At 72.0% G+C, this 13,008-nt stretch carries 12 protein-coding genes and 1 pseudogene; 3 read left to right on the top strand and 10 right to left on the bottom strand.

Annotation, left to right across the window (positions count from 1 at the left end; genetic code table 11):
* The first annotated feature begins 20 nt into the window (after positions 1 to 20).
* Positions 21 to 773 (top strand): MerR family transcriptional regulator, encoded by a 753-nt coding sequence (locus ABZT06_RS00700; protein ID WP_355732736.1) that lies wholly within the window; start codon positions 21 to 23, stop codon positions 771 to 773.
* 40 nt (positions 774 to 813) lie between these two features.
* Here ABZT06_RS00700 and ABZT06_RS00695 read toward each other — a convergent pair whose 3' ends face one another.
* From ABZT06_RS00695 to ABZT06_RS00670, 6 genes and pseudogenes are all read right to left on the bottom strand, one after another.
* Positions 814 to 2,442, bottom strand: coding sequence for a thiamine pyrophosphate-binding protein (locus ABZT06_RS00695; RefSeq protein ID WP_355732734.1), 1,629 nt, complete (start codon positions 2,440 to 2,442; stop codon positions 814 to 816).
* A 247-nt stretch (positions 2,443 to 2,689) separates the two neighbouring features.
* Entirely contained in the window at positions 2,690 to 4,867 is a 2,178-nt protein-coding gene (locus ABZT06_RS00690; protein ID WP_355732731.1) for a 3-hydroxyacyl-CoA dehydrogenase NAD-binding domain-containing protein, read from the bottom strand.
* A 42-nt stretch (positions 4,868 to 4,909) separates the two neighbouring features.
* Positions 4,910 to 6,124 (bottom strand): acetyl-CoA C-acetyltransferase, encoded by a 1,215-nt coding sequence (locus ABZT06_RS00685; RefSeq protein ID WP_355732728.1) that lies wholly within the window; start codon positions 6,122 to 6,124, stop codon positions 4,910 to 4,912.
* A 21-nt stretch (positions 6,125 to 6,145) separates the two neighbouring features.
* A complete protein-coding gene (locus ABZT06_RS00680; protein ID WP_355732725.1) occupies positions 6,146 to 7,288 on the bottom strand; it encodes an acyl-CoA dehydrogenase family protein in 1,143 nt (380 codons plus the stop codon).
* The gene (locus ABZT06_RS00675) at positions 7,285 to 8,439 is read right to left on the bottom strand and encodes a CaiB/BaiF CoA-transferase family protein (protein WP_355732721.1); all 1,155 of its coding nucleotides are present in this window, start codon (positions 8,437 to 8,439) and stop codon (positions 7,285 to 7,287) included. The genes ABZT06_RS00680 and ABZT06_RS00675 overlap by 4 nt, the downstream gene beginning before the upstream one ends.
* 108 nt (positions 8,440 to 8,547) lie before the next feature.
* Positions 8,548 to 8,947: pseudogene (locus tag ABZT06_RS00670) on the bottom strand (MmcQ/YjbR family DNA-binding protein).
* Positions 8,948 to 9,038: 91 nt separating this feature from the next.
* On the opposite strand from ABZT06_RS00670, the gene ABZT06_RS00665 reads away from it, so the two are divergent.
* Positions 9,039 to 10,217: a saccharopine dehydrogenase NADP-binding domain-containing protein gene (locus ABZT06_RS00665; RefSeq protein ID WP_355732718.1), complete on the top strand. Its 1,179-nt coding sequence runs from the start codon at positions 9,039 to 9,041 to the stop codon at positions 10,215 to 10,217.
* A 7-nt stretch (positions 10,218 to 10,224) separates the two neighbouring features.
* On the opposite strand, the gene ABZT06_RS00660 is transcribed toward ABZT06_RS00665, so the two are convergent.
* Both ABZT06_RS00660 and ABZT06_RS00655 read right to left on the bottom strand, forming a co-directional pair.
* Positions 10,225 to 10,383: a hypothetical protein gene (locus ABZT06_RS00660; protein WP_086723806.1), complete on the bottom strand. Its 159-nt coding sequence runs from the start codon at positions 10,381 to 10,383 to the stop codon at positions 10,225 to 10,227.
* 62 nt (positions 10,384 to 10,445) lie between these two features.
* Positions 10,446 to 11,156: an endonuclease V gene (locus ABZT06_RS00655; RefSeq protein ID WP_355732714.1), complete on the bottom strand. Its 711-nt coding sequence runs from the start codon at positions 11,154 to 11,156 to the stop codon at positions 10,446 to 10,448.
* A gap of 42 nt (positions 11,157 to 11,198) precedes the next feature.
* Here ABZT06_RS00655 and ABZT06_RS00650 point away from each other — a divergent pair, with 42 nt between their 5' ends.
* A complete protein-coding gene (locus ABZT06_RS00650) occupies positions 11,199 to 11,495 on the top strand; it encodes a YciI family protein (protein ID WP_355732711.1) in 297 nt (98 codons plus the stop codon).
* 3 nt (positions 11,496 to 11,498) lie between these two features.
* Here the strand turns inward: ABZT06_RS00650 and ABZT06_RS00645 are convergent, their stop codons facing one another.
* Both ABZT06_RS00645 and ABZT06_RS00640 read right to left on the bottom strand, forming a co-directional pair.
* On the bottom strand, positions 11,499 to 11,828 hold the full coding sequence (locus ABZT06_RS00645; RefSeq protein ID WP_355732708.1) for a plasmid stabilization protein: 330 nt from the start codon (positions 11,826 to 11,828) through the stop codon (positions 11,499 to 11,501).
* Between the two features lie 50 nt (positions 11,829 to 11,878).
* Positions 11,879 to 12,991, bottom strand: coding sequence for an oxidoreductase (locus ABZT06_RS00640; RefSeq protein ID WP_355732705.1), 1,113 nt, complete (start codon positions 12,989 to 12,991; stop codon positions 11,879 to 11,881).
* Positions 12,992 to 13,008: the final 17 nt, after the last annotated feature.

Raw genomic sequence — 13,008 nt, 5'->3', positions numbered from 1 at the left:
AGACAGCGATACTGCTGCACATGACGACCGACCCCTCCCCCGACGCCGAGGCGGATGCCGGCAGCGGCGACACCGATGCCAAGGAGCCGACCCTCACCGTCGACGAGCTGGCCACGCGGGCGGGGGTCACGGTCCGCACGGTCCGTTTCTACGGCACGCGAGGGCTGCTGCCGCCGCCGGTGATCGGTCCGCGCCGGGTCGGCCACTACGGCCGCGAGCACCTGGCGCGTCTCGCGCTGATCGAGGAGCTCCAGCACCAGGGGATGACGCTGGCCGCGATCGAGCGGTACCTGCAGCAGCTGCCGGCCGACCTGAGCGCCCGCGATCTCGCGATCCACCGGGCGGTCGTGGCCTCCTGGGCGCCGGACGTCGTGGAGCGGGTGACGCGCGAGGAACTCGGGCGGCGGGCCGGGCGGGCGCTGAGCGACGACGACCTGGAACGGCTCGCCGCGATGGACGTCGTACGGCGGGACGGCGACGGCTACCGCGTCGACCTGGGCCTGCTCCGGCTCGGCGTCCAACTGCTCGACGTCCCGCTGTCGCAGGAGGCCATCCTCGCCTCGCGGAAGGTGCTCATCGAGCACTCCCGGGCCGCCGCGCACGAGTTGTCGCAACTGTTCCGGGGCGAGGTGGCCCAACGTGACGCGCAGGACGTGAAGTCCCTGTCCGCGCACATGGAACCCATCGTCGTGCAGTCCCTGTTGACGGCCTTTCAGCGGTCCCTGAAGGAGGAACTGCGGGGATGGACGGCGGACGTGGGCGCGGGCTCCTGACCCGTCGGGACGACGTCCGGGACGAGTAGCGGCAGGGCCCCTACACCCGGACGGGTACGTCGACCAGCAGCGGTCCGGTGAGGTCGCTCGCCCCGGCCACCAGTTCCCGCACGTGGTCGGCGCTGTCCGCCCGGATCGCGTCGACGCCGAAGAAGCGGGCGGCCTGGGTGAAGTCGAGCGGGCCCAGTTCGGTGCCGGGGCAGGTGCCTTCGCCGCCCATCGCCGTGTACGTGTCCTGGACGGTTCGGTAGGCGCCGTTGTTCATCACGACGAACAGGACGGGGGTGTTCTGGCGGGCCGCACTCCACAGCCCCTGGAGGCCGAACAGGGTGGAGCCGTCGCCCAGGACGGCGACGACGGGGCGGTCCGGTTCGGCGAGGGACCGGCCCACGGCGGCGCCGATGCCCCAGCCGAGGCCGCCGCCGACCGTGTGGGTGTAGCTGCCGGGGCTTTCCAGTCGTACATGGCGGCGGAACAGCAGGCCGACGGTGATGGCCTCCTCGACGACCACGGCGTTCGGCGGGAGGCCGCTCGCCACGGCGTGTGCGGCGGCTGAAGGATCCAACGGTGCCGGGGAGTAGGAGGAGTGGGCCGCGGAGTCGGCGCGCTCGCGTTCGGTGGCGTGCTGTTCGCCCGCGCGGAGGACGCGGGCCTTCGCGGTGTGTTCGGGTACCTGGTCGCGGAGCAGGTCCGCGAGGCGGTGCAGGGAGGGGGCGAGGGCGCCGACGAGGCCGGTGTCGGCGGCGAAGTTACGGCCGATCTCGTCCGGATCGGAGTCGAGTTGGAGGACGGTCAGGCCGGGGGGCAGGGCGGGGCCCGGGGTGTAGTGGTGGGGGGTGAAGGCGTGGGCGCCGACGATCAGGACGGTGTCGTACGGGGCGAGGGCCGCGCGGATCGCGTCGTGGCGGGGTGGGAGCATGCCCGCGTACAGGGGGTGTGTGGTCGGGAAGTCGAGCGCGTCCGCCATCGGCTGGTGGTGGACGGTGGCTCCGCAGGTCTCGGCTGTGCGGACAAGTGCGCCGAGGGCGTCCTCGCGGGCCACTCCGTCGCCGGCGACGATCGCCGGGCGGGTGGCCGATCCCAGGAGTACGGCGGCACGTTCGATGCCGGGGGCCGGGCCCTGCGGGGGTGTGGGGGTGCGCGGGGGGATCTCCAGCTCCGTCTCCTCCTGAAGGAGGTCCGCGGGGATGGAGAGGAACACCGGCCCCGCGGGCGGCCGTTGGGCGAGGGCGAAGGCCCGGCGGAGGGCCAGGGGGAGGTCCCGCGCGTGCTGGATGTCGTACGTCGCCTTCACGGCGGGACTCGCCAGGCCGATCAGGTCGCCGGAGAGCATCGGGTCCTGCTGGAGGTGGCGGCGGTCCTGTTGGCCCGCTGTGACGACCAACGGGGTGCGGGAGCGGCGGGCGTTGAGGAGGCCGATGAGGCCGTTGGCGAGGCCGGCTGCGATGTGGAGGCTGACGAAGGCGGGGCGGCGGGTGGCTCTGGCGTAGCCGTCGGCCATGGCGACCACGGAGCCCTCGTGGACGCCCAGGACGTACTCGGGGGCGTCCTTCGTCTGTGACAGGGCCGCGAGGAAGGGGAGTTCGGTGGTGCCCGGGTTACCGAAGATGCGGTCCACGCCCTCGTCGCGGAGGATTTCCAGGACGGCGAGGGCGGGGCGGTGACCCATGGTGGCTCCTCGTGGGGGGAGGGGGCAGCGGTGGGGCCTGGTGACCGGCTTGTGGGTCAGCGTCGGGGAGGTGGGGGGTGCGGGGCAAGGGGGCGTGTCGCTCAGCGGTGCGGGGCGGCGGGGAGGTTTTTCGCCCCCGCCGCCCCTACCCGTCCCGTCCCCAGGGGCGCTGCCCCTTCGACCCCGGTTCCTGGGGACTGCGCCCCAGGCGGGCTGAGATGCCCGGACCGGCGTTCAGAAGCCCCCGTCACTCGTCCCCGAACCGCTCCCCCTTCTCCGCCTTCTCCACCAGCAGGGCCGGCGGCGTGAACCTCTCGCCGTACCGGTCCGCCAACTCCCGCGCGCGTGCCACGAAACCCCGCGGGCCGCCCTCGTAGCCGTTGATGTACTGGAGGACGCCGCCCGTCCAGCCGGGGAAGCCGATACCGAAGATCGAGCCGATGTTGGCGTCGGCCACCGAGGTCAGGACTCCCTCCTCCAGGAGCTTGACCGTGTCCAGGGCCTCCGAGAAGAGCATGCGTTCCTGCATGTCCTCGAAGGGGATCTCCGAGTCCGGGCGGGTGAAGTGCTCGCGCAGGCCCGGCCACAGCGATGTCCGCCTGCCGTCGTCGCCGTAGTCGTAGAAGCCGCCGCCCCCGCTGCGGCCCGTGCGGCCGAACTCGTCGACCATCCGGTCGATGACCGACTCGGCGGGATGGGGCGTCCAGGTGCCGCCGGACTCCTCCACCGCCTGCCTGGTCTCCTTGCGGATCTTGCGCGGGAGCGTCAGCGTCAGTTCGTCCATCAGCGAAAGGACCTTCGCCGGGTAGCCCGCCTGCGCCGCCGCCTGTTCGATCGACGCGGGCTCGATGCCCTCGCCGACCATCGCCACGCCCTCGTTGAGGAAGTGGCCGATCACGCGGGAGGTGAAGAAGCCGCGGGAGTCGTTGACGACGATCGGCGTCTTCTTGATCTGACGGACCAGGTCGAAGGCGCGGGCGAGCGCCTCCTCGCCCGTCCTCTCCCCCTTGATGATCTCGACCAGCGGCATCTTGTCGACCGGCGAGAAGAAGTGCAGGCCGATGAAGTCGGTCTCGCGCTCCACGCCCTCGGCCAGCGCGGTGATCGGCAGGGTCGAGGTGTTGGAGCACAGCAGCGCGTCCGGCTCGACGATGTGCTGGATCTCCTGGAAGACCTTGTGCTTGAGCGCCGTGTCCTCGAAGACGGCCTCGATGACCGCGTCGCAGCCGGCCAGGTCCTGCGGGTCCGCCGTCGGTGTGATGCGGGCCAGGAGCGCGTTCGCCTTCTCCTGTGTCGTACGGCCCCGGGAGACCGCCTTCGCGCAGAGCTTCTCCGAGTAGGCCTTGCCCTTGGCGGCCGCCTGCGCGGACACGTCCTTCAGGATCACGTCGATGCCCGCACGGGCGCACGAGTACGCGATGCCCGCGCCCATCATCCCGGCGCCGAGCACGGCCACCTTGCGGACCTGGCGGGGCGCCACGCCCTTGGGGCGGTTCGCGCCGGAGTTCACCGCCTGGAGGTCGAAGAAGAACGCCTGGATCATGTTCTTGGACGTCTGGCCGGCGGCCAGCTCGACGAAATAGCGCGCCTCGATGACCTGCGCGGTCTCGAAGTCGACCTGGGCGCCTTCGACCGCGGCCGCGAGGATGTTGCGCGGGGCCGGGTAGGGCGCGCCGTTGGTCTGCTTGCGCAGGCTCGCCGGGAAGGCGGGCAGGTTCGCCGCGAACTTCGGGTTGGCGGGGGTGCCGCCGGGGATGCGGTAGCCGGGCCTGTCCCAGGGCTGCTGGGACTCGGGGTTGGCCTCGATGAACGCGCGCGCCTTGGCGAGGAGTTCGTCCTGCGTCGTGGCCACGTCGTCGACCAGGCCGTTCTGCAGGGCGCGCTGCGGGGCGTACTGCGTGCCCTGGAGCAGGACCTTCAGGAGGGCGTCGGCGATGCCCAGAAGACGGACCGTACGGACGACTCCGCCGCCTCCGGGCAGCAGGCCGAGCGTGACCTCGGGGCAGCCGATCTTGGAGCCCGGCGCGTCGAGGGCGATGCGGTGGTGGCAGGCCAGGGCGATCTCGTAACCGCCGCCCAGGGCCGCGCCGTTGATGGCGGCGACGACCGGCTTGCCCAGGGTCTCGATGCGGCGCAGGTTGCGCTTGATCGCGAGGCCGCCGTCGAAGAGGTCCTGAGCGGTCTCGGGGGTGACCCGGATGAGGTCGCGCAGGTCGCCGCCGGCGAAGAAGGTCTTCTTGGCGGAGGTGATGATGACACCGCGGATGGTGTCCTTCTCGGCCTCCAGGCGGTCGGTGATCACCGCGAGGGAGTCGCGGAACGCCTGGTTCATGGTGTTGGCGGACTGGTTCGGGTCGTCGATGACAAGGGTGACGACGCCGGTGCGGTCCTGTTCCCAGCGGATGGTCGTGGACTGAGTGCTCATGTGGAAGTGCTCCGTGTGATCCGTCGTATCCGTGGGAGGGGGTCAGATGCGCTCGACGATGGTGGCGATGCCCATACCGCCGCCCACGCAGAGCGTCGCGAGGCCGTACCGCTTGTCCTGGCGCTCCAGTTCGTCGATCAGGCTGCCCAGGATGATGGCGCCGGTCGCACCGAGCGGGTGGCCGAGCGCGATCGCGCCGCCGTTGACGTTGACCTTGTCCAGGGAGAGGCCCATGTCCCGGACGAAGCGCAGGACGACGGCCGCGAATGCCTCGTTGATCTCGACGAGGTCGATGTCGTCGATGGTCAGCCCGGCTTTGGCGAGCGCTTTGCGGGTGGCGGGCGCGGGGCCGGTGAGCATGATCGTCGGCTCGGAGCCGGAGACGGCGGCGGAGACGATCCGCGCGCGCGGGGTGAGGCCGTACCGCTCCCCCACCTCCTTGGAGCCGATCGCGACCAGCGAGGCGCCGTCGACGATGCCGGAGGAGTTGCCCGCGTGGTGGACGTGGTCGATCTTCTCGACCCAGTGGTACTTCTGCAGGGCCACGGCGTCGAAGCCACCGAGGTCGCCGATGTCCGCGAAGGACGGCTTGAGCTTGCCCAGGGAGTCCGCGGTGGTGCCGGGGCGCAGGTGCTCGTCGTGGTCGAGGACGGTCAGGCCGGCCCGGTCCTTCACGGGGACGACCGAGCGGTCGAAGCGGCCCTCCTTCCAGGCCGTCGCGGCGCGCTCCTGCGACAGGGCCGCGTACTCGTCGACGTCACGGCGGGAGAATCCCTCGATCGTGGCGATCAGGTCGGCGCCGATGCCCTGCGGCACGAAGTTGACGGCGAGGTTGGTCATCGGGTCGTTGAACCAGGCGCCGCCGTCCGAGGCCATGGGCACCCGGGACATGGACTCGACACCGCCCGCGAGGACCAGGTCCTCCCAGCCGGATCGCACCTTGGCGGCGGCCATGTTGACGGCCTCCAGGCCCGAGGCACAGAAGCGGTTCTCCTGCACGCCCGCGACCGTGTCGGGCAGGCCCGCGGCGATCGCGGCGATCCGGGCGATGTCGGAGCCCTGGTCGCCGACCGGGCCGACGACGCCGAGCACGATGTCGTCGACCGCCGCCGGGTCCAGGTCCGGGAAGCGGGCCCGGATCTCGTGGATGAGTCCCACGACCAGGTCGATGGGCTTGGTGCCGTGCAGGGAGCCGTTCGCCTTGCCGCGCCCGCGCGGGGTGCGGATCGCGTCGTACACGTACGCTTCGGTGCTCACGAGGAAGCCTTTCAATGAGGGTCAGCTCAGCAAAGAACGCCCGATGATCTCTTTCATGATCTCGGTCGTGCCGCCGTAGATGGTCTGGATCCGGCCGTCGGTGAAGGCCCGCGCCACCGGATATTCGCTCATGTAGCCGTATCCGCCGTGCAGTTGCAGGCAGCGGTCCGCGACCCGCTTCTGGAGCTCGGTCGCCCACCACTTGGCCATGGAGGCGTGGACGGCGTCCAGTCCCCCGTCGGAGTGGTCCTCGACGCAGCGGTCGACGAACGTCCTGGTGACGGCACACTCCGTGGCCATCTCGGCTATCTCGAACCGGATGTGCTGCTTGGTGGCGAGCGGCCCGCCGAAGGCCTCACGCTCCTTGACGTACTCGGTGGTGATCTCCAGGAGGTGTTCGGCGGCGGCGATCGCGGCGACGGCGATGCTCAGGCGCTCCTGGGCGAGGTTGGTCATCAGGTGCCCGAAGGCGCCGTCGCGCTCGCCGAGGAGGTTCTCCTTGGGCACGCGCACGTCGTGGAAGAACAGCTCGGCCGTGTCCTGGGCCTTCTGGCCGATCTTGTCGAGGTTGCGGCCGCGCTCGAAGCCCTCCATGCCGCGCTCGACGACCAGCAGCGACAGTCCGCGGGCCCCGCCCTCGGGTGTGGTCTTCGCGACGACGATCACCAGGTCGGCGATGATCCCGTTGGAGATGAACGTCTTGGAGCCGTTCAGCACCCAGTGGTCGCCCCGGTCCTCCGCGTGCGTGCGGATGCCCTGGAGGTCGGAGCCGGCGCCGGGTTCGGTCATGGCGATGGCGGTGACGAGCGAGCCGTCGCAGAAGCCGGGCAGCCAGCGGCGCTTCTGCTCCTCGGTGGCGAGGCCGGTGAGGTACGGGCCGATGACGTCGTTGTGCAGGCCCAGGGCGAGTCCGGGGGCACCCGCGCGCGTGAACTCCTCGGCGAGGACGGTGGCGTAGCGGAAGTCGGTGGTGCCGCCGCCCCCGAACTCCTCGGGCACGGCGAGTCCGAGCAGGCCCTGCTTGCCGGCCGCGCGCCAGGCCTCGCGGGAGACGATGCCGTCCTTCTCCCACTGCGCGTAGTGCGGCAGGACCTCCCTGGCCAGGAAGGCGCGCACGGTCTCGCGGAACGCGTCGTGCTCGGGGGCGAAGAGCTGCCGCTTCATTCGGGGCCTTTCCGGAGTTCCTGGTCTTTCACGAGGTCCGGTACGCCCCAGTCGCGTGCCACGTCCGCGGTGTCGGCGCCGTCCCGGGCGGGTCCGGTGCGCACGGCCGTGGGGGTCGCGGAGAAGCGGGGCGCGGGCGCGGGCTGGGTGATTTTGCTGTGGTCGGTGAAGGTGCCGCGGGCGGCGAGATGCGGGTGGTGCGGGGCCTCGCGCAGTGACAGGACGGGCGCCACGCACGCGTCGGTGCCCTCGAAGACGGCCGCCCACTCGTCCCTCGTACGGCTGCGGAAGCGGGCCGCGACCGCGTCGCGCAGGTCGCCCCAGCGGGTCCAGTCCTTGCGGGCGTCCGCGAAGTCCGGGACGCCGAGCAGGTCGAGGAAGAGGTGGTAGAACTGCGGCTCCAGCGCGCCCACCGCCATGTACTTGCCGTCGGCGGTCTCGTAGGTGCCGTAGTACGGGCAGCCGCCGTCGAGGAGGTTGGCGCCGCGCCGGTCCTGCCAGCCGCCGGCCGCGGTCATGGCGTGGATCATCGCGGAGAGGTGGGAGGTGCCGTCGACGATGGCCGCGTCGACGACCTGGCCGGTGCCGGTCGCGCGCGCGTGGTGCAGGGCGGCGAGGACGCCGACGACGAGGTAGAGGGAGCCGCCCGCGTAGTCGCCGAGGAGGTTGGCGGGGACGGCCGGGGGCCGGCCCGGTTCGCCGATCAGGCCGAGGGTGCCGGTGAGGGCGATGTACGCGATGTCGTGCCCGGCGCGCTGGGCCAGCGGCCCTTCCTGTCCCCAGCCGGTCATCCGGCCGTAGACGAGGGCGGGGTTGCGCGCGTGGCAGTCCTCGGGGCCGACGCCGAGGCGCTCGGCGACCCCGGGGCGGTTGCCCTCGATGAGGATGTCGGCGCGGGCGGCGAGGTCGAGCACGCGCGCGGGTCCTTCGGGGGCCTTGAGGTCGACGACCACCGAGCGCTTGTTGCGGTTGGTGATGTCGAAGGCGGGGTCGATCGAGAGGGAGGAGCCGCCGGGGCGGGAGACGCGGACGACGTCAGCTCCCAGGTCGGCGAGGAGCATGGCGGCGAACGGGCCCGGCCCGATCCCGGCGAGCTCCACCACGCGCACGCCGGTGAGCGGGCCGTGCCCGGGCGTCGTTGCCGTTGTCATCCAGCCCCCATTGGCGTGACACAACTGATGTAACACCGGTGATGCTATGAACGCGTTCCAGCGGACACAAGACCTGAACGAGCAAGCGCTTAGCCAATTATCGGCCGGTCACCGCTCGTCGAGCTCGGCCGTCAGCCGTTTCGGTGCGATCGCGCGGTAGCTCTCCTCGATCCAGTCGCACAGCAGCTCCGCCGCCGGGGCTCCCTTCTCGGCGAGCGGGACGCGCACCCAGCCGGCCTTGCCCAGGCCGTACCCGGCGGGCTCGGCGCCCGGCGAGGTCAGCGCGTGGGCCTCGGCGTCCTTGAGCTTCACGGTGACGCCCATCGGGTAGCTGCCGTCGCTCACGCCCAGGAAGACGAAGACCTTCTTGTTGACCTTGGCGACGGTCTCGCCCCAGGGGCTGTATCGATGTGCGGCTCCGCCGCGTGGCCTCGGTGGCACCCGGCAGCGCGAGGGCGAACTCGCGCACTTTCTCCCATTTCATCAGGGCATTTTTGGGCACGGCCACCGTCCCACCTCCGGCCTCGTCGTCGGGCTCCGCATCCCTCACGCTAGCCTCGGCCACCGACAACGGCGCGTGCGGCGGGATCAGGAGTGTCATGAGCAGGCTGAAAAGGTCGGACCGTCCCTACGACATCGTGCTCTTCGGAGCGACCAGCTTCGCGGGAGCGCTCACCGCGCACTATCTCGCCGCGCACGGCCCGGACGACCTGCACTGGGCAATCGCCGGCCGCAGTGAGGACAAGCTCCGGGCGCTGCGCGAGAAGCTGCCGGAAGGCACGGACGTGGGGGTGTTCACGGCCGACGTCTCGGACCCGGACTCGCTGCGCGCCCTCGCCGGGCAGGCGCGTGTGCTCGCCACCACGGTCGGGCCCTATCTGACGTACGGCGAAGATCTCGTCGCCGCCTGCGCGGACGCGGGGACGGACTATCTCGACCTCTCCGGCGAGCCGGAGTTCGTGGACCTCATGTACGTCCGGCACGACGCACGCGCGCGTGAGACGGGCGCACGGCTGGTGCACGCGTGCGGGTTCGACTCCATCCCGCATGACCTGGGGGCGTACTTCACGGTCCGGCAGCTGCCGGAGGGCGTGCCGCTCACCGTCGACGGGTTCGTGACCGCGGACGGCATGTTCTCCGGCGGCACGTTCGCCTCGGCCCTCAACCAGTTCGCACGCGGTCGGCAGATGATCGCCGCCGCCCGGGACCGCGGCCGCCACGAGCCGCGTCTGGTGGGCCGGCGGGCCTCCGCGCCGACCGGCACCCCGCGGTACGCGCCGGAGGTCGGCGCCTGGGCGCTGCCGTTGCCGACCATCGACGCGCAGATCGTCCGGCGCTCGGCGAAGGCCCTGGAGCGGTATGGCCCCGACTTCCGCTACCGCCACTACGCGGCCGTGCGGCGGCTGCCGGTCGCCGTGGGCGGGGTCGCGGCCGTGGGCGCGCTGTTCGCGGCGGCCCAGGTGCCACCCGCGCGGCGCTGGCTGTCGGGCCGGGTCAGGCCGGGTGACGGACCGAGCCCCGAGAAGCGGGCCAGGAGCTGGTTCTCGGTGCGGTTCGTCGGAGAGGGCGGCGGGCGACGGGTGTTCACCGAGGTCGCGGGCGGCGATCCCGGTTACGACGAGACGGCCAAGATGTTCGCCGAGTCTGCCCTGTCCCTGGCCTTCGACGACCTCCCGGAGACGTCCGGCCAGGTCACGACGGCCGTAGCGATGGGGGACGCGCTGATCGAACGGCTGCGGAGGGCCGGGATCACCTTCCGGGTCGCGTCGGCCAAGTGAGAGGGCCTCAGAAGGACCAGCCCGCCACCGTGTAGATCATCCCCGCTATCCAGCCGAGCCCCGCGAGCACGCCGAGGACCAGCGCGGCGGTCACGGCGCGCTCGACGGGCCGGTTCGGGTCGGCGAGGGGCTTGGGGGAACGGTGGGTCATGCGGTGCGTCGTCATGCGGGACAGCCTGCCGAGGACCCCGGGGCAGGCACATCCGTACAGATACTCAGACGACGTACTCAGTACCCCCTGGGGCCCGGTGCGGAAGTCGCCTCCCGCAGCGCCCGCCGGCACAGCGCGTCCGCCCTGCGCGTCGTCTCCGGCAGGCGGTACGCCGGCGTGAGCGCGAGGGTGTGTGCGCAGGCGTTGTCGAGGCTCACGCGGTGGCCGACGGAGACGAAGACCGGCTTCACCGCCTCGCGGGTGCGCAGGGCCCGGCCGACCACCTCCGCGTCCGACAGCAGCGGCGTCCACGCACCGCGCCCGGTGCCGGGATCGTCGTAGGTGAAGGTGAACGGGTTCTTGGCGACCCCGATGGTGGGCAGGCCGGTGAGCACGCCCAGGTGGCTCGCGAGGCCGAAGCGGCGGGGGTGGGCGAGGCCGTAGCCGTCGCAGACGACCAGGCCGGGCGGACCCGGCAGGGCGTCGAGGGCGGCGAGGACCGTGGGGATCTCACGGAAGGCGAGCAGGCCGGGGACGTACGGGAAGGAGATCCGGCCCACGGCGGTCGCCTCGGCCACGACCTCCAGGGTCGCCGCGTCCAGCACCACGGCCGCCGCCGCGACGACGTCCCGCTCGTCGTCGTAGGCCACGTCCACCCCGGTGACATGGCCGGTGCCGGGTGGTGGGCCCGGTTCGTCGAGGACCGTTCTCGTCCTCAACTCGTCCTGCACCGCGCGGGCCTGTTCCTCGGTCGCGGGCCAGCCCGCGGGAATGTCCACTGTCCTCATGGTGGGGACGAGCGTACGGCGGGGCGGCGTAGGCTCGCGATCATGTTCGTACTGGAGCTGACCTACACCGCCCCGCTGGCTGCCGTGGACGCCGTGCTGCCGGCGCATGTCGCCTGGCTGGACGAGCAGTACGAGCGCGGGGTCTTCCTGGCGTCCGGGCGCAAGGAACCCCGCGACGGCGGGGTGATCATCGCCGTCGCGGAGGACCGTGCGCGGATCGAGGAGATCGCCGGGGGCGACCCGTTCGTCGCGGCCGGGGTGTGCGCGTACCGCGTCATCGAGTTCGCCGCGACGAAGACGGCTCCGGCGCTGGAGGCGTACCGGGAGACCGTCGGCTGAGGGTCAGCTCTTGCCGCCCAGGGCGCGCTGGAGCTGGCTCTTGTTCATGTCCGAACGGCCCTTGACGCCCTTGCGCTTGGCCTCCTCGTAGAGCTGGTCGTAGGTCGGCCCCTGGGAGCCCTTCCCGGACCGCTGTCCGCCCCGCTTGCCCGAGGACATGTCCTGGGTCGAGGTACGGCTGGCGGTCTTGGACTCGCCGGACCGGGCGCGCTCCTTGTTGACCGTCCGCGCCGCGATCTCCTTGGCCCGTCCGGTGCTCTCGCCCCGGTCCTCGGCGCTCTCCTTGATGTGCTCGTACTGGCGTTCGCGCTTCGAGTTCGAACCGGCTGGCATGGGGGATCACTCCTTTCGCCGTCGGCGACCGGGTACCCACATTCCGCCACTCAGCTCTCCAGACGAGCCACCCGTCCCTTCTCCCCGGCCGCCCAGCAGCCGCCGTCGACCGTGCAGTCCACGGTGTCGTACGAGCCGGTGTCCACGGTCCGCCAGGTCCGGCCGCCGTCCCTGGTGAGGTCCGTGCCGGTCGGGCCGACCGCGAGGGCCCCGGCGCGGCTGTGCGGGAGCCAGGCCAGGCCGGAGCGGTAGGCGTTCACCGGGGTCGCGGCGGGCCGCCAGGTCGCGCCTGCGTCGCCGGTACGGGCGGCGGCCTGAGGGGAGCTCTGGTCGGGGCGGTAGTCGCCGCCGACCGCGAGTCCGTGCGCGCGGTCGCGGAAGGCGAGCGCGAAGACGCCCTTGGCCGGGTCGCCCGCCGGGATCGGCGTGTCGGACGCCGTCCAGGTCAGCCCCCGGTCGGCGGAGTGCAGCACACGCGCGCGTGCGGCGCCGCCGGTGGCCAGCCAGACATCGCGCGGGCCCGAGCTGACCAGGCACTGCCCGCTCGCCGCGAAGCCCGCCTCGCCGTCGAGGGCGGCCGGCATGCCCTTGTTCGGCAGCACCTTCCAGGAGCGGCCGCCGTCGGAGGTCGATAGGATGCGGAACTTCCCGTCGACCGGGTCGCTCATGGCGAGGCCGTGGCGGTGGTCGAAGAAGGTGAGGCAGTCGTAGAAGGCCTTGGCGTCGGTGTTGCGGAAGGACTCGGTCCAGCTCGCGCCGCCGTCGTCGGTGCGGTACACGCGGGACGCCTCGCCCTCCCCGATGGCCAGGACCACCGCCCGGCGCGCGTCGAACGCCTCGATGTCGCGGAACTGGAGCTCGGCGGCACCGGGTGGCGAGACGTTTCGCCAGCTCGTCCCGCCGTCCGTGGTGCGCAGCACGGTGCCCTGGGTGCCGGCCACCCAGGCGGTGTCCCGGCTGACCGCCGACAGCCCGCGGAACCGCACCTCGGGGGTGCCGCTGTCCTTGAGCTCCCAGTGCGGTGTACGGCCGTCCGTGTCCTGCGCCTCGGCCGGTACGACGGTGAGGGCGGCGAGCGCCGCCGTACAGGCCGCCGCCGCGGCGATGGTCCGGATCGCCGGACCCGTCCGTCTCTTGCCTCGCGTGTTCCCCAAGCGCCTCATGGCGGGCGAAGCTAGCC

It is taken from the genome of Streptomyces sp. NPDC005483, from assembly GCF_040606035.1.
Classification (GTDB): Bacteria; Actinomycetota; Actinomycetes; order Streptomycetales; family Streptomycetaceae; genus Streptomyces.
This window is presented reverse-complemented; position numbering and strand designations above follow the sequence as displayed.

Coding starts and splice junctions, on each gene's coding strand:
- ABZT06_RS00700 (WP_355732736.1), top strand. CDS start 21: ATGACGACCGACCCCTCCCCCGACGCCGAGGCGGATGCCGGCAGCGGC.
- ABZT06_RS00695 (WP_355732734.1), bottom strand. CDS start 2,442: ATGGGTCACCGCCCCGCCCTCGCCGTCCTGGAAATCCTCCGCGACGAG.
- ABZT06_RS00690 (WP_355732731.1), bottom strand. CDS start 4,867: ATGAGCACTCAGTCCACGACCATCCGCTGGGAACAGGACCGCACCGGC.
- ABZT06_RS00680 (WP_355732725.1), bottom strand. CDS start 7,288: ATGAAGCGGCAGCTCTTCGCCCCCGAGCACGACGCGTTCCGCGAGACC.
- ABZT06_RS00675 (WP_355732721.1), bottom strand. CDS start 8,439: ATGACAACGGCAACGACGCCCGGGCACGGCCCGCTCACCGGCGTGCGC.
- ABZT06_RS00665 (WP_355732718.1), top strand. CDS start 9,039: ATGAGCAGGCTGAAAAGGTCGGACCGTCCCTACGACATCGTGCTCTTC.
- ABZT06_RS00660 (WP_086723806.1), bottom strand. CDS start 10,383: ATGACGACGCACCGCATGACCCACCGTTCCCCCAAGCCCCTCGCCGAC.
- ABZT06_RS00655 (WP_355732714.1), bottom strand. CDS start 11,156: ATGAGGACAGTGGACATTCCCGCGGGCTGGCCCGCGACCGAGGAACAG.
- ABZT06_RS00650 (WP_355732711.1), top strand. CDS start 11,199: ATGTTCGTACTGGAGCTGACCTACACCGCCCCGCTGGCTGCCGTGGAC.
- ABZT06_RS00645 (WP_355732708.1), bottom strand. CDS start 11,828: ATGCCAGCCGGTTCGAACTCGAAGCGCGAACGCCAGTACGAGCACATC.
- ABZT06_RS00640 (WP_355732705.1), bottom strand. CDS start 12,991: ATGAGGCGCTTGGGGAACACGCGAGGCAAGAGACGGACGGGTCCGGCG.